We start from the raw sequence: 21,732 nt of genomic DNA, 5'->3' as shown, positions 1-21,732 counted from the left end.
TAGCAAAAATATTTTTTTCATATGCAATAACTTCATTGAATGAGTAACCTGTTTCCTCAACAGATGCAGATAACCTTTAGTTTCCATAAATTATAGAAAATTATTTTTTTTGATTATTTGATCAATTATCAACCATTGATACCCTCAAATTCTATTTTATGATAAGCACCTTATTGTTCGACCTGGCATTTATGGTTGGGTCATACATACATTCAATAGTACTTATTCCTGAATTAAATATACCGACATTATTTGCAGTTACTTCATATTCATAGGTTTGTTCCCCTTTCGGCAATGAATCAAAAAAGAAATTGCTAGATGCATCCTTATTGCTGAAATAATATTTCCCCCAGTATTGATAGCCTGAAGGTTTGTATATTGCCTCTACAGCAGCCGGTCTGCTATCCTTTAAATGAACATATTCCAGGTTTTGATCGTTAATAACCCTGATGACAATTTTAATCTTCTCGCCAAGATTTGCTTCAGAGGTTTCAACCCATTTGCCATTTCTCATAACTTGAAAAGACTTTTCCACAGATATTGAATTTTTTCTTGAATTCACCTTATTGAGGTCCTCGAAATATTGGTGATATATCCCTCCAAGCAATGGCCTGTCATTCGTGTTATGTAGCTTGATAATTATATTTTCTTTTAAGTCTGAAGGTTGAATTGTTTTGCTAAACTGACCTAGTAACCCGTTATCATTGTTTGTCGGTTTCGAATTTATAAAAACATTAATATTGTTCTCTAGTTGAAAGTCCTTTGGATTATTGGTTATTAATAACGCAAATACTGCATCAACCGTTTGCCATGTACTGGTCCAATAGTTTGATTCCTTTTTAAAATAGAGCCATTGGCTAATAGCTTTTAATTTTGACGGATTATTTAGTAAATATGCCTCCAGCAGATAGGCATGCAAGCTATTTGAATTATAGCGTTCTTCATTAGTTTTCCAGTACATTCCTTTAGTGTCATCAATAATTGCTTCTTGGTTTAATCTGTTCAGGATTTCGTCTTGCCCAGTCTTTGTTCCAAAAAGCCCATTAACCATCCATGCTTTTGCAGCTAATCCAGCAGGTCTTGCAGCTGAACTTGTTGCAGCTGAAGATATTGTTGCCTTCATTTTCTCTAAATTGTCTCTTGGTATAGCTAACAAATCATTCCACCCTTTTCTAGCATATAGATAATCCAGTCTCAGATTGTCGTTTGATTTTGAGCCAATGATATTCGTGTCTACATCTAAAAATCCGCTTAGTTTTAAGGCACTCGTCTTGATTTTTTGATTAATTAATGATTCATCTAAGGTTAAAACTTTAGAATATATTTCAAGAATTCTAGTTGAAATATTTGTATTGGATTTTCCGCCTTCAAACCATGGAAATCCACCATTATTTGACTGACTCTTTATAATTTTATCTTCAATTTTATTAAGTTCATTATGGATGTTTGAGTTAAATAACCTCCCTAGAGATTCTAACTTCTGTTCATCGTTTTCTATCGTTTTTAACCAAGGCATTTCCTCAATCTTCATAGAACTCATTTCTAAGTTTGATTCCAGTTTAGTCTGCTCACTATTTGGTTTCAAATTTTTGAAATAATTAGAAATTTCCGGGTAGTTTTTATCTATATATTGAATCATCTTTAAACTGAACCATCTGCTGCTTAACTGTTCAGTACATTCATATGGATAGGAGGCTAAATATTCCAGTCCAGAAATAACTTCAAGGATAGGATTGCTTTGAACTTGTATTTTGGCTTGGATATTATCCTTCCCTTGTGATAAAATCTGAAATGATTTTTCTTCATTCGACTTTAATATAATTTTTTCTGTGTCTGTAATTAATATTTTATTTGATAGAATAGGAATATCTGATTGTTCACCATCTGAAAGCTGATTGGAACCAGCCACTATCTTTACCCTGATATTTTCAAATCCTTCAGGAATTTTCAACCTCCATTCAACCAAACTATTATTCTTCGAATCTACTGAAAAGGTTACTTTCGTTGAGTCTTTCAAAAAATATTGACTGATGTTTTCATTGTTTATTGGGTTGATGAGTTCAATGCTGGCAATCCCTTCTTGAATCTCGTCACTTAAATTTTGAATTTCATTTTTTATGACAATTTCATCCCCTTCTCTAAAATATCTTGGTAAGTTCGGTCTTACCATCAATTGTTTTTGAGTTTTGGAAAAGAAAGATTCATGACCAATTCTCATATCTTTTGTATGGGCAAATAATAACAACTTCCAATTGGTCAATGATTCAGGGCCTTCAAATTCAAATGAAACATTTCCCTGCTTATCCGTATATAATTCAGGGAGGAAAAAGGCAGTTTCTTTTAAATCCGATCTAACTTTAATGCTGGAAATGTCGATTTCTTGTCTTTGAGAACTTAGCGTTTCAATTACAATTACCCCATTGGCAGCTCGAGACCCAAAAATTGCAGTAGCAGCTTCTGTCTTCAGAATATCATATGATTTGATTTGGCTCTTATTAATTTTATCAAATTCATCCTTAGATATAATATTTCCATTTAAAATAATAAGAGGTTCAGAATGATTTATAGTACTCACACCTCGGACTCGGATCTCATTAGGTAGCGCAGAAAGTCCCGCAACTTGACCTTGTAGCCCTACAACAACAACCTCTTGAAGTTCTCCTTCATTTGAAAAAGCAAGTTTTAGATTTGAAAAATTATTCGAAGACAGAAAATTGTCAGATCTCCAAAGGCCATAATTAAATATCAATGGAACACCGAATTTTTGCAGGTTTTTTTCCGATTTCCTTTTAAATAAACTGATGGAATAATCATTATTATGGAATTCATCCTTCAGATAATAGTATTCATAATGAGGTACTCGATAATAATATTGATCCAGACTATGGTCATAATTATTAGACCTGAAAACATCTAAAGAAGAATCATACATACTAGCCAAAACTTCTGCAATTGCTTGGTTATTATTGATAGAAAAACTCCATCGTTCTTTCTGGTTTGGTGTGATTTTATCTCTAAATGATTCGACTTTAAAAGTCATTTTTTCCTTTATGTCCTTTTCAATAGGGATATAGATAGTTTCGAAATCTATTTTATTATCCTTAATAAGGAGAATCCGTCGAAAAACCTTTTGATCAATTTCTGAATTGGTAATAGGGATTTCTAAGTCAATTCTTCCATCATGCCATTTCAAGATTTCAGTGCTTTTTCTGCCAGGGAATGTTTCAGTAAATAGAAATAAATTTTCTATGTTTTTTAGGTCACTGAAAATCGTAATTTTCGCTTTTTCACCTTTCTTATAAGATATTTTGTCCAATTTATACCTAAGAAACCTATTCTCGGTAGATTTCATAGTCGAAGGTTCATAGACTTGAATTCTTTTGGTAGAAATTATGCTATCTCCGTCTATTATACTCAGTGCTTGAACCTCATAATCCCCATATGTAAACAAAGTGGAATCAATTTTATATTCCTCAGTTTTCTCTGTATCAAATTCAAAACTTAATATTGCGTTTTTTTTTGGCGTTTCTAATTCATTTTTATCAAAATAGTTAGGAAAATATTTTTGATATTCAGAGATTGATAAAAGATGGAAATCTCCTAGTTTAAATATTCTGTTTGGAATTTTTGGCAGAATAACATCCGCAGTTTCTATCTTATAAATCTTTACTTCACCTGAGAATTTTAAAGGCGATCCGTTTTGATTAGAAGTTAATATCTTCAGTCGCTTAAATTTTTGCTCTTCTACCAGTGATAATGATTCTATTTCAATTTCCCAAGGTTTTGTACTAAACTTATAACTGCCATTTGCAGAATGGCTTTCCCCTGTTTGACTAATTACATCTGCTGAATAATTTATTGTAAAATTATCTTTCTGCAAAAGCATGCTGTCATTTAATGGAAAATTTAATTGAATCTTGCCTTCAACATTGCTTTGTGCACTTCCTTCAATGACAACCCAATCTACTACTAATCCTGAATTAGAAGTCGCAGTTATTTTATAATTGACAGTTGCATTGCTTATCGGTACCCCTGAATAACTTTCCACTAAAGCAACAAACTTTGCCGTATCCTGATGTGTATATGTTTCTTTGTTCTTTTCAAAATTTACCTTAAAAGTCGGTCTTTTATATTCCTCTACTTGAAAACTAGAATTGGCTAATGACTCCTTTTTATACATGTAATTCAGGTGGAAATTACCATTCAAGGTCTGTTTAGGAATATTGAAAATCCCATTTATCGAACCATATTCGTTGGTTTTCAAGGTTATAGAGTCAATGGTTTTTCGGTTGGCATCTTTGAGATAAACTGTGATGTTTTTGTTGGAAAGAACTTTTTGTTTGCCCAATAAATCATGATATAATATCCCTTTAAAATATAAGGGTTGTCCTGGTCTATAAATTTTTCGGTCTAAAAATTCTAGTAAGAAAATCCCATCTTCTTCATCATTGTATTCTAAATCAAGATTATCAATTAGGTGTTCTTCTATGTTATTTAAATTAAATAAGTCAATTAATTGACCTTCATCTTCAATGTATAATTCATAACTATCAAGTTCCTCAATGTCCTTTTTATCATTAGTCTTAAATTTAAAATGACCTAATGAATTGCTGGATAATTGCCTCTTAAGTTTTATTGGTTTATCTTTTGAAACCTCATAGAACGATAGCTTTTTATTTGCATAGGGATTACCAGTCTTTCGGTTTATGATCAGACCCTGAAAGGTTGAATAGGTATTACCTTCCTTTTCCAAGGTTGCCGAAATAAACAGATCTGTCACTTGAAATTCAATAATTCCTACCTCTTTAAAAATCCCATCATCCTTAAATTCTCTGTTGTTTGATATGTGAACCGTATATCGACCATAATTCAATGGATTAATCTTATAAACAGTATTTACTTCCTTTGCTAAAGGACTATTAACAGCAATTACTTCTTCATATTGAATTGAAGCATTCAAACTAACCTGATTGGTCAAGCTATCATATTTTGAACTATATATTTTTATTTCATTTGGATTTATACTCGTGTTATATACCCTGATGTATAGGCTATCTATATTTTTTAGGGTTAGCTGAATAGGATTATATTCCCTGGATGGAATAAAGTAATCATGTTCAATATCAATACTTGCCTCCTTTATGATATTGTACACCTGCTCTATATTCTTTATCCATGGAGATTTCGGAAATAATTCTCTGGCTTCTTGTATCACATTCAAGGCTGAATCAGATTGATTCCTTTGGTTATAATAGATTGCTAGTTCCGATAATAGAAAAGCAGAATAGTCCCCTTTAAAATTTTTTACTATACTTCGAATTTTTCGAGAGTATTCAGTATTTAACAAGCTGGAATTAAATTGGGAGAGGAAATACGCTGAAGCATCATTATAACCATTATTTTTATTGAAGGCTATATTCTCATTTAGCAATAATTCAATCTTTTTTGAATCAGGTTCACTTAAAGAACTTTGAAAAGTTATATAATTAAATAAATTATAATGATATAAGGTAGGTAAGATTAGACTTTCTTCTGCATTTAAGAACATTCCTTTCCAATTCGAAATTTTCTCTTTTTGCAATATGTCCTTGTGAGCTAGAGAAAGATTATATAGTGAATCAATCCTTCTGACCTTTTCTGAATATGGAGCCGTTAAAAATGAATGCTGGCTTTTTGTAAGGGTTTTTCCAATAAATTCCTGAAGATAGGAGGCGTAGAAGTTATATAGGATATCTTTTATTAAAGGATTGGATGTTTGAACCGATTGTTGAAAAACACTATCGACTTTTTCAAAGGTTCTTTCCACTGTAGAATTAACCTGAAGAACATTCATTTCTGCAAGATAGGCTCTCAACCAGCTCGAATAATCTTTGGACTTTAAAGAATTGGATTTGATATCAGCAATAATTGGCAGTGTTTGTTCAAAGTTCTTAATTTTAATTAACCGATCAATCTCGCTAAATTTTGACTCGTTGCTAATATTTTTAATAAGTTCTTGTGAATGCGTGTAGAAAGGATACAGAAAGAGTAAAATCCAGATAAGATATTTCATCGTTTATTAATAATTGGTTAATAAATCTACGAAATAATTTTATGCAACAAACTTTCTTATTCCTTTAATTTTTCTACATTTTTTAACATCAAAGGAACCCCCGGATTTCCATTTATTTTATTCCAAATATTTTACTGACCAATAACCATTGCTTGGCAATTCCAAGGAATCTACTCCTGATAAAAACCTTTTTTTTAGTAAAATGGTTATTGACTTACTTTACAGAATTTTGCAATTCTGCGGCATTAAATTTTGAGATACATTTTGAAATAGCATTCTTAAGATAATTCCCGTTGATGACCCGGTCCTGAATCTTTTGAACATTTAACCTAATTTCTTGATAGTTCTTGAGCGTAATGTTTTCAAAGATTTCATCAATTTCATTTAGACTTTTTATTGTGAATCCTATGTTGTTTTCAACAACTATTTTGGCCATAGCTGATTCTTCCCAAACAATGACTGGTAAGCCTTGCGAAAGATACAAAGACATTTTATGAGGAGTGGAATATTTTAAATATTGACCGGCCAAGCCTGTACAGGTATCCATACTATTGCCCTCCCAAACCAAACCAAAGGAAATCCCGCTTACATCCATAGTCGGATTGCTAGGGTCAAAAACTCCTAAATATTCCATGTTCTCATGGATCTCTCCTTTATTCAAATTGATACCATAGAGCTTCGTCTTGAATTTAGGTTTCCATTGATATATAAATGCAGCTTTTTCAGAGGTTAAATTTCCTCCAAAAACAATGTTCTTCTCTAAAATGTCTGTTCCAACGCCATGAACCTTATGCTCGGGGTGGAGCTTGAAATCAAATAGATTTAAATTAACAAGTTTTTCAGGCGCAATGCCATGACCTGATAACCATTTTGACATTTCTTCATTCTGGGAAATCAGAATATCTGCAAAATTTAAATATTCAATTTCATTCTCTGGATTGATTTGGCCACGTCGCCTGATCGAATCCAAATCAATAATCATCATAATAATGCGAAGTCCTGTCTTAACTTTTGCATGGTACAAGCTCGAATAAACTGCCTTGGCTACTTCAAATAAACTTTCAAATGGAATTAAGATTAATACTACATCATCCGAGCCCAATTCCGAGACGTATTTTTTGAAAGTTAGGAAATTGGTATAGTTAGCAAACCTCCTTGAAAGAATTCTCTTTAATCTGAATTTGGAATCTTTTACTGGTATTTTGTAGAATTTATAAATATTGAAATCAGGAAAGTCCGATTTAATAATCTCAAAAACATCATTTCTTGCTTTATAACCCGCGTGAAAAGCTTTATAGTACAAATCGTTGATAACGTGGAACTTCATAGTATGTATGACTTCTGAATAAGTAGATTGACCTCATTTACGATGGGAGTTAAAGGTATGGAAAATTTTCCTAGAACGTGACTTTTTGGTTATTTAAAAGAAAAAATTGTTAAAAACAATGAATAACAATTGCTTGTTCTTTGAGCTTTATTCGCCAATAATCACAGATTTAAACTTTAGAATTCAAATTGCCTACAATTTCCAACATCAAAGGAATACCCGGATTTCTATTCTTCTTATTCCAAATCAAGGAAAGGGTTGTCCTTTGTGCTAGGTGGTTTAACTCTAAAAAGTCAACATGCGTATGGTAACCCTTTTTTAAGGAAGAAGGTACAATGGCAACCCCTAAGCCTTGACTCACCAAATTAAATATACTGAGTGCATTGACGGTACGAAGGGTGACATGCGGATTAAATCCATGATCCTCAAATATACTCATCACCAATTCATAGTATGAGTTGCTATATTCCTTTGAAAATAATATAAAAGACTCCTTGCTGAAATCTTTTAAATTGATTTTTCCCTTGATTTTATTGAACCTATTCTTTGGGACAACCAATGAAAAATGTTCGGTTAATATTGGAATTGATTTCAAGCCCATAGGCGTTTCATTAATTCTTACAAAACCAAAATCAAGTTCCTGCTTATTAAGGAGGTCGAGCTGTATTTCATTGGAAAGTTCATTCAGTGTAATATCGATTAATGGCTGTTTCTGTTTTAATTCTACCAATAGCTGCGGTAAAATAGCCTGTACTGCCGAACCAATAAATCCCAATTTTAATGATGATATCTTTCCTTCGGATATTTTCTCGATATGGCCCTTAATATTGGATAACTGATTGAATATTAAATCCACTTCTTTTTTCAAATATACTCCGGTTTCTGTTAACTCCACATTCCGCTTATCCCTCACAAAAAGCTTAGTTTGGTAATAATCTTCCAATTGTTTAATCTGCCTGGACAACCCTGGCTGGGCAATAAAAAGTCTCTCCGCTGCTCTTCTAAAATGCAATTCTTCGGCGACAGTCTTGAAATATAGTAGATGTCTTAATTCAATTTGATAATTCATAGTTATCAGTTGATGCTATAATTGATATTACTAATTATCAAATATAGCGGGTAAATTTGGATAATACAGCGAAATAATATGAATTCATTTAAATACGGCGAAGATTATTTGAGCAGCTCCATTGCTCTATCTATTGCAAAATCGACATGCGAGGGAATCTTAACGGAAGAAACTATAGAAAAGATTAATCAAAGTGCAAACTATGTACAGGAGATTGTTGATTCTGGAAAAGTGGTCTATGGCATCAATACGGGTTTTGGCCCATTGTGCACAACGTTAATCAGTCCTCAGGATACCAAAAAACTACAGGAGAACATTCTAAAAAGTCATGCAGTTGGTGTTGGAGATCCCATCGATAAGGAATTGAGTAAATTGATGATGATTCTTAAGGTGCATGCCTTGGCAAAAGGATTTTCTGGTATACAACTCAGCACTGTCGAACGTATCATTTGGCATATTCAAAATGACCTTGTTCCTGTCGTCCCGAAACAGGGTTCGGTCGGTGCTTCGGGAGATTTAGCGCCATTATCCCATTTGTTTCTGCCTTTAATCGGCTTAGGAAAGATATGGAAGGAAGGGAAACCTGTAGATACAGCTACGGTACTAGCGGAATATAATATGGAACCTATCCATTTAGGGGCTAAGGAAGGCTTGGCTTTGATCAATGGAACGCAATTTATGGCGGCTCATGGCGTAAAAGCGGTTGTTGAAATGAATCGCTTAATGAATAATGCTGACCTGATTGCAACTTTGATGATAGAAGGATTGAATGGATCAATCAAGCCGTTTTTTGCTGAATTACATCAATTGAGACCGTACAAGGGAAACACATTTGTAGCATCTACCATTTTTAATTTGTTAAAGGGTTCTGAAATTCTGGAATCCCATAAGAACTGTTCCAGGGTACAAGACCCTTATTCTCTGCGATGTATTCCTCAGGTTCATGGTGCTTCCAGAAATGCATGGTTGCATTTTAAAGAAATAATCGAAACCGAAATTAATTCTGTTACTGATAACCCAATAATTATAAATAGTGAATTAACGATCAGCGGAGGCTCTTTTCATGGTCAGCCAATTGCCTTACCATTGGACTATGCTACATTAGCAGTTTCTGAATTGGGTAATATTTCGGATAGGAGAGTTTATTTATCCTTGGAAGGAGAAACCAATGGAGTTCCTAAATTGTTGATGAAAACAACAGGATTAAACTCTGGATTTATGATTCTTCAATATAGCACTGCCGCAATTGCAAGTGAGAATAAGGGATTATGTTTTCCTGCAAGTGCAGATAGTATTCCTACCTCCTTAGGTCAGGAAGACCATGTCAGCATGGGATCTATCTCCGGCAGAAAATTATTGCAGGTATTGGACAATGTTGATAAGATTTTGAGTATAGAACTCCTTTGTGCTGCTCAGGCAAAAGATTTTCATAATCCTATGAAATCTACTGCCGTAGTCGAAGCCATGCACAAACATATTCGTAGCAAAATCCCGCATATCGAAGAGGATCAACCGATGCAGGAGATTTTGGACAATGCACTTTCCATGATAAAATCAGGAGAATTAATTCAGGTTGCCAAGGAAACCGCTGAAAAAAGTAAGGTTGCCTATTTGGGTGACGGATTTGGATATTTTGAAAACTATTAACAATGAAGGCAATTGGTAAACTAATCGGACCATTCAAACAAGTGCTGACGATGCAGCACATTCCTTTGAAAGGAGCAATAAAAGATTCCGAGCTTGAAATCATTGAACATGCAGGAATTTACTTTATAGACGGCAAAATAAGCGCCGTAGGAGATTTTACAGGTCTCAAGGAAGCTTTGGGCGGAGATGAGGAAATAATTGAATTAAAGGGAGATTTCTTAGCTCTACCGGGATATATTGATTGCCATACGCACATCGCATTTGCCGGAAATCGAGCGAATGATTTTGCAATGCGTAATGCGGGAAGTTCTTATTTGGAAATTGCAGAAGCTGGCGGTGGTATTTGGAGCACCGTAAAACATACCCGAGCATGCAATCAAGAAGACCTTAAAAAACTTACGCTCAAAAGGGCGAATGAATTGTTGAAACAGGGAATTACCACAGTAGAGGTGAAGAGCGGATACGGTCTGAATGTCGAGGAGGAATTAAAAACTCTCCGGGCGATAAAAGAAGCGAATAAATCAACTTTTGTAGACCTAATTTCCACTTGCTTAGCAGCTCATATGCATCCAAAGGATCATACTGGAACTGCCGAAGACTACCTTTTTGAAATGGGGGAAATGCTATTCCCGAAACTGAAAGAAGAAAATCTTACCCATAGGATTGATGCATTCGTGGAGAAAAGTGCTTTTTCAGCAGAACAGATACTTCCATATTACAGAAAAGCTAAGGAAATGGGATTTGACCTTACGGTTCATGCTGATCAGTTTAGTACTTCGGGATCTCAGATTGCAGTTGAATTGGGCGCCCTTTCAGCCGACCATTTAGAAGCATCGACTGAAAATGAAATTACGATCCTTGCCGGTTCTGATGTAGTAGCTGTTGCTTTGCCTGCCGCATCCTTAGGAATTGGATGTGATTTTACGCCTGCTAGGAGATTGTTGGATGCAGGGGCAAGCTTGGCTATTGCTACAGATTGGAATCCCGGTTCTGCACCGATGGGAAAATTAATTGAAAGTGCAAGTATCCTTGCAACCATGCAGAAACTGAGCAATGCCGAAGTATTTGCGGGTATTACCTACCGTGCTGCCAAAGCTCTGAATCTCAACGATCGCGGACGATTAATGGAAGGGCATCTGGCAGATTTTGTTATCTATGAAACTGATAATTATCAGAATATTACCTATTTACAAGGTGGATTGCAGCCTAAATCGGTCTGGAAAAATGGAGTCGAAGTAATTGTAAATGAGAATTGAAATGACGGAAAAAGAATTTAAAGAGCTAATAATTCAAGGAATTCCAAAAGAACTTCCAAAAAAAGTTGAGATAGACCATTCGGTAAGCCATGCGCCAAAACGCAAGTCCATATTGAATAAGGAGGAAGAGAAACTAGCCTTAAGAAATGCCTTGCGATATTTTCCTAAGGATTGGCATCTGGAACTTGCTGCCGATTTTTTGGAAGAGCTCCGTACCTATGGTCGGATTTATATGTATCGTTTTAGACCGAAATATAAAATGTATGCGAGATCCATACATTCCTATCCAGCCAAATCTTTACAAGCGGCTGCAATAATGTTGATGATCCAAAATAATCTCGACCCTGCTGTTGCTCAACATCCCCATGAACTGATTACCTATGGTGGAAATGGAGCGGTATTCCAAAATTGGGCGCAATATCTCCTCAGCATGAAATACCTTTCCCAAATGACCGATCAGCAAACATTACATATGTATTCTGGTCATCCTATGGGATTATTCCCTTCATCTGATTATGCCCCAAGAGTGGTGGTGACCAATGGGATGATGATTCCAAATTATTCTAAACCGGATGACTGGGAAAAATACAATGCTTTGGGTGTTACTCAATATGGGCAGATGACCGCAGGTTCTTACATGTATATCGGACCGCAAGGCATTGTGCATGGAACGACGATTACCGTTATGAATGCTTTTAGAAAGCATTTAAAGGATGGTGAAAATAGTAAAGGAAAGGTTTTTCTAACTTCAGGATTGGGAGGAATGAGTGGTGCGCAGCCTAAGGCTGGTAACATTGCTGGATGCATTACCGTATGTGCAGAAGTTAATCCGTCTGCCGCAAAGAAAAGACATGAACAGGGTTGGGTAGATAGGTTAGTAGATAACATGGAGAGCCTGGTTGATGCGGTTAAAATGGCTATCAAAAATCAAGAGGTCATTTCTATTGCATACATTGGAAACATTGTGAATGTTTGGGAGGAATTCGATAAGCTGAATATCCCAATCACGGTGGGTTCTGATCAAACTTCATTACATAATCCTTGGTCAGGTGGATATTACCCTGTAGATCTTTCTTTTGAGGAATCCAATGATTTAATCGCTAATAATCCCGAACTGTTTAAGAAAGAAGTTCAAAGGTCCTTGGTCCGTCATGCCGACGCTATCAACAGGCATGTAGCTAAAGGAACTTATTTCTTCGATTATGGAAATGCGTTTCTTCTGGAGGCCAGCCGTGCTGGTGCGGATATTATGGCTGAAGATGGAGTAAATTTTAAATATCCCTCTTACGTTCAAGATATACTTGGCCCCATGTGTTTTGATTATGGTTTTGGACCATTCCGATGGGTATGTACTTCAGGAAAGTCAGAAGACTTAAGAAAGACCGACCAATTAGCGTTGGAAGTCCTTAAAGAACTTCAGAAAGATGCTTCCAAAGAGATATTTCAGCAGATGGAAGATAATATCAGGTGGATTCAAGAGGCTGAACAAAATAAGCTTGTCGTAGGATCACAAGCTAGGATATTATATGCTGACGCATTGGGTAGAATGAAGATAGCTGAAGCTTTTAACAATGCAGTTGCAGACGGATCATTAACTGCTCCAGTAGTTTTGGGTAGGGACCATCATGATGTTTCTGGAACAGATTCACCTTATCGTGAAACAAGCAATATTTACGATGGAAGTAAATTTACAGCGGATATGGCGATTCATAATGTGATCGGAGATAGTTTCAGAGGCGCAACTTGGGTTTCCATCCACAACGGTGGCGGTGTTGGATGGGGAGAAGTAATCAATGGTGGTTTCGGCATGTTATTGGATGGTTCCACAGAAAGCGATTATAAATTAAAACAAATGTTGTTTTTTGATGTCAATAATGGGATAGCTCGTCGGGCTTGGGCAAGAAATAAAGAAGCAATCAGTGCTATTGAAAAAGAATTGAGCCGAACATCAACACTTAAAGTGACTAAAGCTGAGCTTGTTGATGATCAGGTAATCGATAATTTATTTTAAAGAGCAAATTTATGGAAGCACTTGGAAATGTATTTTATAAAGCTGGAGAACCACAACAATGGTCTGGAAGAATGGATGGAGATTCATTAGATCTTCAACGTTGGCATCAAGTCATGGGTTTGATTGATCTTGATGACCATGTTCAAGATTTAAGTTCGACTTTTGTTTTATTAGGGTTCTGCTGTGATGAAGGTGTCAAAAGAAATCAGGGTAGGATTGGGGCAAAAGATGCTCCCGCATCGCTGAGGAAAGTTTTGGCTAATCTTCCGAACCATTTACCTATTTCTAAAAAAATAGTAGATGCCGGCGATGTTATCTGTGTCTCTGATGATCTTGAAAGTGCACAAAATGAACTTTCAAAACGCGTTGCGCAAATTCTGGAATATGGCGGAAAACCTATTGTGCTCGGTGGGGGGCATGAGGTAACTTATGCACATTTCAATGGCTTGAAAAGATTTAGCATGTCCAAGAAAATTGGCATCATTAATTTTGATGCTCATTTAGATTGCCGTAATCCAATTGATGGACAAGGAAATTCAGGGACTGGATTCTTCCAAATTATGGAAGAGGGAATCAAGGACGGAAATACAGTGAAATATCTGGCAATCGGAATCCAGGAAATCAGTAATACAAAAGCGCTCTTCAATTATGCAAATGAGCGTGGAATTGAGATAATAAAATCTGAAAATGTAAATAGCAATAATCTCGAAAGCATTAAGAATCAAATGATGGAATTCGCTAAAAAGGTCGATCATATTTATGTGACGGTGGATATGGATGTTTTTGCTTCAGCATTTGCTCCTGGAGTTAGTGCACCCGCATTTAACGGAATTATTCCGGATACAACATTTCAATCAATATATCAGACCATACTTGATCTACCTAATTTTGAATGCATTGATATTGCAGAAATCAATCCCCTATATGATATTGACAATAGAACGACAAAGCTTGCATCGGATTTGATTTTCAAGCTCGTCAATAACTCTTGATAATTTGTAACTTTAAGGAAGTATTAAATTAATTCAGGATGCTATGTCAAATATTGATTTTATAAGAGAAGAAACTGCTGCAAATATTGGAAATTTCATGGTCGGAAGGCTGTTACCTTTCCGACAAAAACGTTCTATAGGACCATTTGTATTTATTGATCACATGGGACCTGCTTGTCTGGCAGATCATGAAAATTTAGATGTTGGCCCGCACCCACATATTGGCTTATCAACCCTTACCTATCTTTTTGATGGTGCAATATTCCATAGAGATAGCTTGGGAACCGCAATGGAAATCAAGCCAGGTGCAGTGAATTGGATGACAGCAGGGAAGGGGGTCGTGCATTCCGAGAGAACACCAGAATACCTTAGACAAATAGATAAATTCTTACACGGCCTACAGATTTGGGTGGCACTTCCTAAGGATCTTGAATTTATGGATCCTGAATTCCACCATATTGAAGCTGACCAAATACCAGCTTGGAATGATAATGGGGTATCCTATAAATTAATAGCAGGTGAAGCATTTGGTAAAAAATCTCCAGTTCCTGTTTATAGTAAGCTCTATATGATTGAAGTTAAAGCTGAACAAGATGCTTTAATTGATATAAAAGGAGAGTTATATGGAGAAAGTGGTCTATATATCTTAGAAGGAGAGATTGAAAGCAATGGCTTTACCTATGGACCTAAGCAGATCTTAATTACATTAGATGCACATCTTTGTACGTTTGAAATGAAGGCCGGTACTACCGTATATATTTTTGGTGGGGAACCTTTTCCAGAGGAGCGTTTTATCTCCTGGAACTTCGTAGCAAGCTCAAGAGATACAATTGATGAGGCTAAGCAAAAGTGGATTGATCATGAATTTCCAAAAGTTCCTGGGGATGATGGTTACGTCCCACTCCCAAGCCCTTCAAAATAAGAAGATTTTAAAATGCGATGGCGGTCAAAGTATAAATTTGACCGCCATCGCTTTATTACCTCTGCAAGATTTAATCTTTTACAACGGCGGAATCCGGATCCGCACCCCACTCACTCCAGGATCCATCATAAATAGTAATATAGTCATTCCCTAATTCGTAAGCTCCCAGAGCAATAATTGCTGCTGATATACCAGAACCGCAGGTGAATATGTTTTGCTTTCCACTATCGATTTTTCCTTCATATAATTTCTCAAGTTCCATGGGGTCGTGATAAGTAATCCCATCTAATACCTGATCAAAGGGTAAGTTTTTAGAATTGGGAATATGGCCGGACCTAAGACCTTCCCTTGGTTCAGGTGCTGTTCCATGAAATCTTCCAGCTGAGCGTGCATCTGTAATCGTGAAATCATCATCACCCAGCCTTTCTTCCAATTCTTCCTTAGAGATAAACCATTCATAATTCGGTTTCGCCTTAAAGTTTCCTAAAGATTCTGGATCGCCATATTCATCTACAATGGGCAGTCCTGCAGCTTTCCATGCCGGTTCGCCGCCATTTAATACATAAACCTTCTCAAGCCCCATATATCGGAACATCCACCAAGCCCGCGGACTGGAATATACTCCCCAACGATCATAAACGATAACTGTTGACCCCTGATTGATCCCTAACTTCTTCGCTTCAGCAGAAAACTTCTCAGGACTTACCATCGTATGTGGAAAGGAGCTTTCATGATCCGAAAAGACACCCTCAATATCAAAAAATAAACTGTTTGGAATTAATTCAAGTTTGCTAGAATCCATCTTCTGATTGACTTTGTCAATCGTTGAATCCAAAACAACGGCATTCTCCTCATTAATTAATTTAAGTGCCTGATCCGTACTGATAAGAGCTGAAGTTCTCATATGGTTATATAACAATTGTCTATTTAATTCCTAATTTAGGAATTAAATGGACAATTGTTAAATAGACTGAAGACAAAAGACATAAGACTAAAAGACTGCAAGGACCATGATGCAGTAATCAATATTTTAATCTTGTTGACTTTTATCCATCCAAAGGTGGATTCTATTTCCATCTGGATCATTTAACCAACCGACATACTTCCCATCACCTAAATGAAGAATTTCATCATTTAAGGATAAATTATGATCATTAATAAGCTTAAGAATGTCTTTAACAACAAATGAGGGAATTACTCCATTTCCATTTAAAATCTCATTAGTTTTTAAAATTGCAAAATGGATATTGTTGAAATCGCATTCCCAATGAGAATACAGTTCTCCATGTGAATTTAATTCCAATGGCAATCCTAAAACCTCCTTGTAGAATGCCGCTAATCTGTCCGGGTTATTGGATTGGAAGATTAAAGCCCCTAATCCTAACGTCTGATTTTTAATATTCATAACATTTATGTTTTAATGTTTATCAATTTATAACTATACTTTCATTTGTTTATGGATTAATTAATTTTTTATATCATAAATGATGTATATTTATGATATGAACAAAACTGCAGAAATAGTAAATAGATGGGTAGAATTTGAATCAAGACATCCTGAAGCAACTATTCATGACTTTTACAGATATGAATTGATCAAAGAAAGGGAAGGCAAGAAAAGTTTTACTTTTTTAGGAGGTGTTATACCGCCTAAAGCCGATCAAATATTGGTAAAAATATTGGACAGAATTATAAAAATTCATAGGGTTTATAATCAAAATTTATTGAGAAATATTGGAATAGGGGGTATGGATGAATTTTTGTATTTGAATAATGTTCAACATCTTGAAAATCTGCGAAAAATTGACATTATTAACACTAATTTCAATGAGCTCTCATCTGGATTATTGATTATTGAAAGATTGATAAAGAAAGGACTTTTGGTAGAAATGCCTGACCCAAATGATAAAAGATCTAAGTTAATGGAATTAACTGATCTAGGGAAAGAGAAACTTAATGCTTGCTATTGCGCCCTCAACAAATTAAATGAAGTGATTTTTAATCATTTGGAAGAAGATGAATTATCTCTTTGTATTCAGATACTAAAGCCTATTGAAACTAAATTTTCAAGTCTTTGCATTTTAGATAAGAAATTAGACTTTGAAGAAGTTTATAATCGTGAGTTGAATAGTTGATAAATCCTGTCAATCCCAAGATCCTGTTAAAGAAAAAGCCCCGATTTTTCAATCGGGGCTTCGAAGTATTTAGAGTAATCTAAAATTATTTAGATTTTTTCTCGTTGTCTTCCATTTGCTCTTTCAATTGAGCTAATACGTCAAGATCACCTAATGTTGCTTTTTCAACTGAATCTTTAACTTTTTTCACTGCTGAAGTAGCAGCTTTAGCTTCTTTTTTACGAGCATTGAACTCTTCGATACGAGCTTCAGCTTTTGCATCTTCCCAAATACGAGAGTGTGAAATAACTAGACGTTTGTTCTCTTTGTTGAACTCAATGATTTTGAATTCAGCAACTTCGTCAACTTTCAATGCAGAACCGTCTTCTTTTACAGAATGTTTGTTCGGGCAGAAACCTTCAACACCATATTGTAAAGCAACGATATCTCCTTTGTCACCAACTTTGATTACTGTACCTTCGTGAACTGATCCTTCTGTGAAGATAGTTTCGAATGTATCCCAAGGGTTTTCTTCAAGTTGTTTGTGTCCTAATGAAAGTTTACGGTTTTCTTCGTCTAATTCTAATACCACAACATCTAATCTTTCACCAACTTTAGTGAATTCATTAGGGTGGTTAACTTTCTTAGACCATGAAAGGTCAGAAATGTGAATTAAACCATCGATTCCGTCTTCTAACTCAACGAATACACCGAAGTTAGTCATGTTCTTAACAACTGCTGATTGTTTTGAACCAACTGGGTAACGTTCAGTGATGTTTTGCCATGGATCAGGAGTCAATTGTTTGATACCTAAGCTCATTTTGCGCTCTTCACGATCTAATGTTAAGATCTCAGCTTCGATTTCGTCACCTACTTTCAAGAACTCTTGTGGAGAACGTAAGTTTTGAGACCATGACATTTCTGATACGTGAATTAAGCCTTCAACTCCAGGGATGATTTCTAAGAATGCACCGTAATCAGCTACAGTAACAATCTTACCTTTTACTTTAGAACCAACTTCTAAGTTTTTGTCTAAAGATTCCCAAGGATGCTCAGAAAGTTGTTTTAAACCTAATGCAATACGTTTTTTCTCATCATCAAAGTCAAGAACTACAACGTTGATTGTTTGGTCTAATGACAAAATCTCTTTTGGATGCTCGATACGGCCCCAAGAGATATCTGTAATGTGAAGTAATCCGTCAACACCACCTAAGTCGATGAACACACCGAAGTCAGTGATATTTTTAACAGTACCTTCCAATACTTGTCCTTTTTCCAATTTCGCAACGATCTCTGATTTTTGGTTCTCTAAATCGTCCTCGATTAATACTTTGTGTGAAACTACTACGTTTTTAAATTCGTGGTTGATCTTAACAACTTTGAATTCCATAGTTTTACCTACGTAAACATCATAGTCACGAATAGGTTTAATATCAATTTGTGATCCTGGTAAGAATGCCTCAACACCTTTGATGTCTACAATTAAACCACCTTTTGTACGTGATTTAACAAAACCATCGATAACTTTGTCGTTTTCCAAAGCCTCGTTGATTTCTTCCCAAGATTTTTGTGTTTTAGCACGTTTGCGTGATAATACTAATTGTCCGTTTGCATCCTCTTGTGATTCAACAAATACGTCAACCGTATCACCGATTTTTAAGTCAGGTAAGTCACGGAACTCAGATAATGCTACTAGACCGTCTGATTTGAAACCGATGTTTAAAACAACGTCTTTGTTATTGATAGATACAACGATACCTTCAATAATCTCGCCTTGATTGATTTGGTTAAATGTGCCTGCGTACTGCTCTTCTAATTTAGTACGTTCTGCATCACTGTAACTACCAAAAGCTTTTTCATCAAGATCCCAGTCGAAGTCCCCAGATGGAGTACTCCAAGTGTTTGATTTAATCTCATCGATTAAATTTGAATCTGCCTCAGACTCAATCTTTTCAGTGTCCTTCACAACTTTTGTGTCAGCACCTTGTAGCTCTGCGTTTTTCGCCGCTAACTCTTTTTCTGCTTCTTGTTTTTTTGCCATTAATTAATTATCTCCTTTTCCCTACGATGTAGGGATTGCAAAGATACTAAAAACTTTTATTTACAAGAGTTTAGATGTAAAAAAGTTTAAAAAGATTCTTTTTATTAGGATTCTTGACGCATCTCGTCACTGTCCTCAAAGATTGGATAGATCGTTTTAACTATGATTTCAGTTAACTTTCTCTCATTGAACGGCTTTATCAAAATCCCATCAAATGATACCTTACGCTCCTTCTCCAACTTCTTAACTTGTTCATTATCAGACGATGTGGCAATTATTTTGACTTGGTCATAAGCCGAATTCTGCCGAACAGTTGCTAATAACTCATCGCCAGTCATAATAGGCATGTTTATATCTGTTACAACAACATCAATTGGGAATTGACTCAAAACTTCTAAGGCCTCTTTTCCATTCGTGGCCGTTTTAACATGGGTATGTAACGAAAAAAACTGTTTTAAATACAATAAATTCAATGCATTATCATCCACGATTAACCAACGTAGGTCCTTTGAAAAATCGCTGATCTTCTCAATATTAATGCTAGTCTTTCTCCTGAACTTTGGTTTTGGAACGGGTATCTCCACCTTAAATGTTGTGCCCTGCCCAGCATTTGTCTTAAAGTTGATTTTACCTTTTAATGTATTGACTATGTTCTTTGTAATATATAAGCCTAATCCAACACCGCCTTCTACCTTGTTCGATTTGTTGACCGTATAGTATTTCTTAAAAATATTTTTCTTTAAATTCTCTGGAATTCCTTGACCTTGATCTGAAACCTTGAAAATCAAATTACTTTGATCGTCTACAATAGCACTGGCAACAACTTTCCCGCCACTTGAATATTTAATGGCATTACTTACTAAATTGCTCATAATTTGACGGATCTTGAATTCATCCGTAAAAAGTACGGTGGGTTCATCCTCCTTTACTTGATATTCCAATTCGATACCTTTCAATTCAGCATGATTCTTATGCGTTTCAATCACATCAGCAAGTAACCCGACATAATCAAAGTGAATGGCTTCTATAAGATCATGTTGATCAACTTTGCTAAGGTTCAGAATGTCATTGATGGTTTTTGATGTGGCTGTAATATTGGTGTATGCAGATTCTAATAAATGTACATCTTTTGCCTGATATAAATCTTTTCTGCTTTTTAGCAAATCGACAATACCTATCAATGAATTGATGGGAGTCCTAATTTCATGTGTGATTTCTGCTAAAATATCTGTTTTTTGTTCAGCTAATTTGGACGCATAAACCTTTTCATCTAATAATTTTCGCTCATAATAGCTTGTAAAGAATTGATAATAGATCAAAATGCAGATTACAATAAAGACAAACGTTAAAGAAATAATAATCTGCCATTTAAAAGTATCCGTTTTGGAAATTAAAATGCTCAGTTCATGATCAGTCTTGTCTCGTTGAATTTGAATTCTTTCCTCATGAATTATTCTGATCAATTGATTAGCGCTATGTAACAAAGTAAAATTATCGGCTAATAACGATCGCTCACTCTTGCGGATATCTGATAACGTTTTTTTTAGTTGATTAAGTTTGTTTGTTGTTATCGAATTCCGCTGTTGGATGATGTTTTTCAAACTTGCATTCTGTTGTGCAATTTGGTCTGTACTTGTTTTGCTGGTCTGTTCAACAGTTACTGTGTCATCACCTTTTTGAAAGATCCGCTTTAATAATGATTTTTTCTTGACAACCACTTGTTTGGGTTCTGTACTGATAACGGTGGATGGTACCTTCGCATTCGGCAATTCAAAGATGGTATTGTCCGTAGACTCTATGTGAAAACTTTTCAATGCTTCTGAAGCGACTAATATAGAATCCAGCTTGTGATTGAGGAGATTGTACTTCGGCATGATATCCTCCAAAGATTTACCATGATAGGAACTATCAACAATTATTCTCGATTCCTGGTCTCTAATCTGAATGATTGAATCTACTGAAGTTTTTAATTTAACTAACTTACTACGATAAGCATTATAGTCATTCATACTATAGGTTATCGAGAAGGCTCTAAAATGATCTTCCACATCACCAAAGAGACTTAATAATTCTGTAAAGTTATTTTGATCGCTATTTACAGAAGTATAGATGTTTTGGATTTTATTTTGAATGCTCTTATATTGGATATAAGAGAAGATAAAAAAGATGACAAATGTTATGAATAATACTATGATTGAACTCAACAGTATATTCCTAACATTTTTGTTTCTAATGGTCCGCTTTTGTAACCCGCTGTCTTCCATGAAGAATACTATCTAATAAATAATAAATCTTTAGCCA

The 21,732-nt window shown here is 35.3% G+C and carries 13 protein-coding genes; 6 read left to right on the top strand and 7 right to left on the bottom strand.

Annotated features, from left to right (window positions below; genetic code table 11):
* Positions 1 to 151: 151 nt before the first annotated feature.
* From E0Y80_RS07535 to E0Y80_RS07525, 3 genes are all read right to left on the bottom strand, one after another.
* Positions 152 to 6,052 (bottom strand): alpha-2-macroglobulin family protein, encoded by a 5,901-nt coding sequence (locus tag E0Y80_RS07535; protein WP_156307044.1) that lies wholly within the window; start codon positions 6,050 to 6,052, stop codon positions 152 to 154.
* A 214-nt stretch (positions 6,053 to 6,266) separates the two neighbouring features.
* Positions 6,267 to 7,379: a glycosyltransferase gene (locus E0Y80_RS07530; protein WP_156307043.1), complete on the bottom strand. Its 1,113-nt coding sequence runs from the start codon at positions 7,377 to 7,379 to the stop codon at positions 6,267 to 6,269.
* Positions 7,380 to 7,548: 169 nt separating this feature from the next.
* The gene (locus E0Y80_RS07525; RefSeq protein WP_156307042.1) at positions 7,549 to 8,448 is read right to left on the bottom strand and encodes a LysR family transcriptional regulator; all 900 of its coding nucleotides are present in this window, start codon (positions 8,446 to 8,448) and stop codon (positions 7,549 to 7,551) included.
* A 78-nt stretch (positions 8,449 to 8,526) separates the two neighbouring features.
* On the opposite strand from E0Y80_RS07525, the gene hutH reads away from it, so the two are divergent.
* Genes hutH through E0Y80_RS07500 form a run of 5 tightly spaced genes read left to right on the top strand, consistent with a single transcriptional unit; the run spans position 8,527 to position 15,276 of the window.
* Positions 8,527 to 10,095: a histidine ammonia-lyase gene (gene hutH, locus E0Y80_RS07520; RefSeq protein WP_156307041.1), complete on the top strand. Its 1,569-nt coding sequence runs from the start codon at positions 8,527 to 8,529 to the stop codon at positions 10,093 to 10,095.
* A gap of 2 nt (positions 10,096 to 10,097) precedes the next feature.
* On the top strand, positions 10,098 to 11,351 hold the full coding sequence (gene hutI, locus E0Y80_RS07515) for an imidazolonepropionase (RefSeq protein WP_156307040.1): 1,254 nt from the start codon (positions 10,098 to 10,100) through the stop codon (positions 11,349 to 11,351).
* 1 nt (position 11,352) lies between these two features.
* The gene (locus tag E0Y80_RS07510) at positions 11,353 to 13,362 is read left to right on the top strand and encodes a urocanate hydratase (protein ID WP_197091508.1); all 2,010 of its coding nucleotides are present in this window, start codon (positions 11,353 to 11,355) and stop codon (positions 13,360 to 13,362) included.
* Between the two features lie 11 nt (positions 13,363 to 13,373).
* On the top strand, positions 13,374 to 14,354 hold the full coding sequence (hutG, locus tag E0Y80_RS07505; protein WP_156307038.1) for a formimidoylglutamase: 981 nt from the start codon (positions 13,374 to 13,376) through the stop codon (positions 14,352 to 14,354).
* Between the two features lie 43 nt (positions 14,355 to 14,397).
* The gene (locus E0Y80_RS07500; RefSeq protein ID WP_156307037.1) at positions 14,398 to 15,276 is read left to right on the top strand and encodes a pirin family protein; all 879 of its coding nucleotides are present in this window, start codon (positions 14,398 to 14,400) and stop codon (positions 15,274 to 15,276) included.
* A gap of 70 nt (positions 15,277 to 15,346) precedes the next feature.
* Here the strand turns inward: E0Y80_RS07500 and E0Y80_RS07495 are convergent, their stop codons facing one another.
* Positions 15,347 to 16,180, bottom strand: a complete 834-nt coding sequence (locus E0Y80_RS07495; protein ID WP_156307036.1) for a sulfurtransferase — start codon at positions 16,178 to 16,180, stop codon at positions 15,347 to 15,349.
* Between the two features lie 126 nt (positions 16,181 to 16,306).
* On the bottom strand, positions 16,307 to 16,681 hold the full coding sequence (locus E0Y80_RS07490) for a VOC family protein (RefSeq protein WP_156307035.1): 375 nt from the start codon (positions 16,679 to 16,681) through the stop codon (positions 16,307 to 16,309).
* Between the two features lie 97 nt (positions 16,682 to 16,778).
* On the opposite strand from E0Y80_RS07490, the gene E0Y80_RS07485 reads away from it, so the two are divergent.
* Complete coding sequence (locus E0Y80_RS07485) at positions 16,779 to 17,411, top strand: MarR family winged helix-turn-helix transcriptional regulator (RefSeq protein ID WP_197091507.1); 633 nt, start codon at positions 16,779 to 16,781, stop codon at positions 17,409 to 17,411.
* 85 nt (positions 17,412 to 17,496) lie between these two features.
* On the opposite strand, the gene rpsA is transcribed toward E0Y80_RS07485, so the two are convergent.
* Positions 17,497 to 19,431, bottom strand: coding sequence for a 30S ribosomal protein S1 (gene rpsA / locus E0Y80_RS07480; RefSeq protein WP_156307033.1), 1,935 nt, complete (start codon positions 19,429 to 19,431; stop codon positions 17,497 to 17,499).
* Positions 19,432 to 19,535: 104 nt separating this feature from the next.
* Positions 19,536 to 21,695: a hybrid sensor histidine kinase/response regulator gene (locus E0Y80_RS07475; protein WP_156307032.1), complete on the bottom strand. Its 2,160-nt coding sequence runs from the start codon at positions 21,693 to 21,695 to the stop codon at positions 19,536 to 19,538.
* Positions 21,696 to 21,732 lie beyond the last annotated feature (37 nt).

This window comes from Sphingobacterium endophyticum (genome assembly GCF_009733535.1).
In the GTDB taxonomy this organism is placed as follows: Bacteria; Bacteroidota; Bacteroidia; order Sphingobacteriales; family Sphingobacteriaceae; genus Sphingobacterium; species Sphingobacterium endophyticum.
The sequence above is the reverse complement of the archived record's forward strand: the minus strand, read 5'-3'. Positions and strand labels throughout refer to the sequence as shown.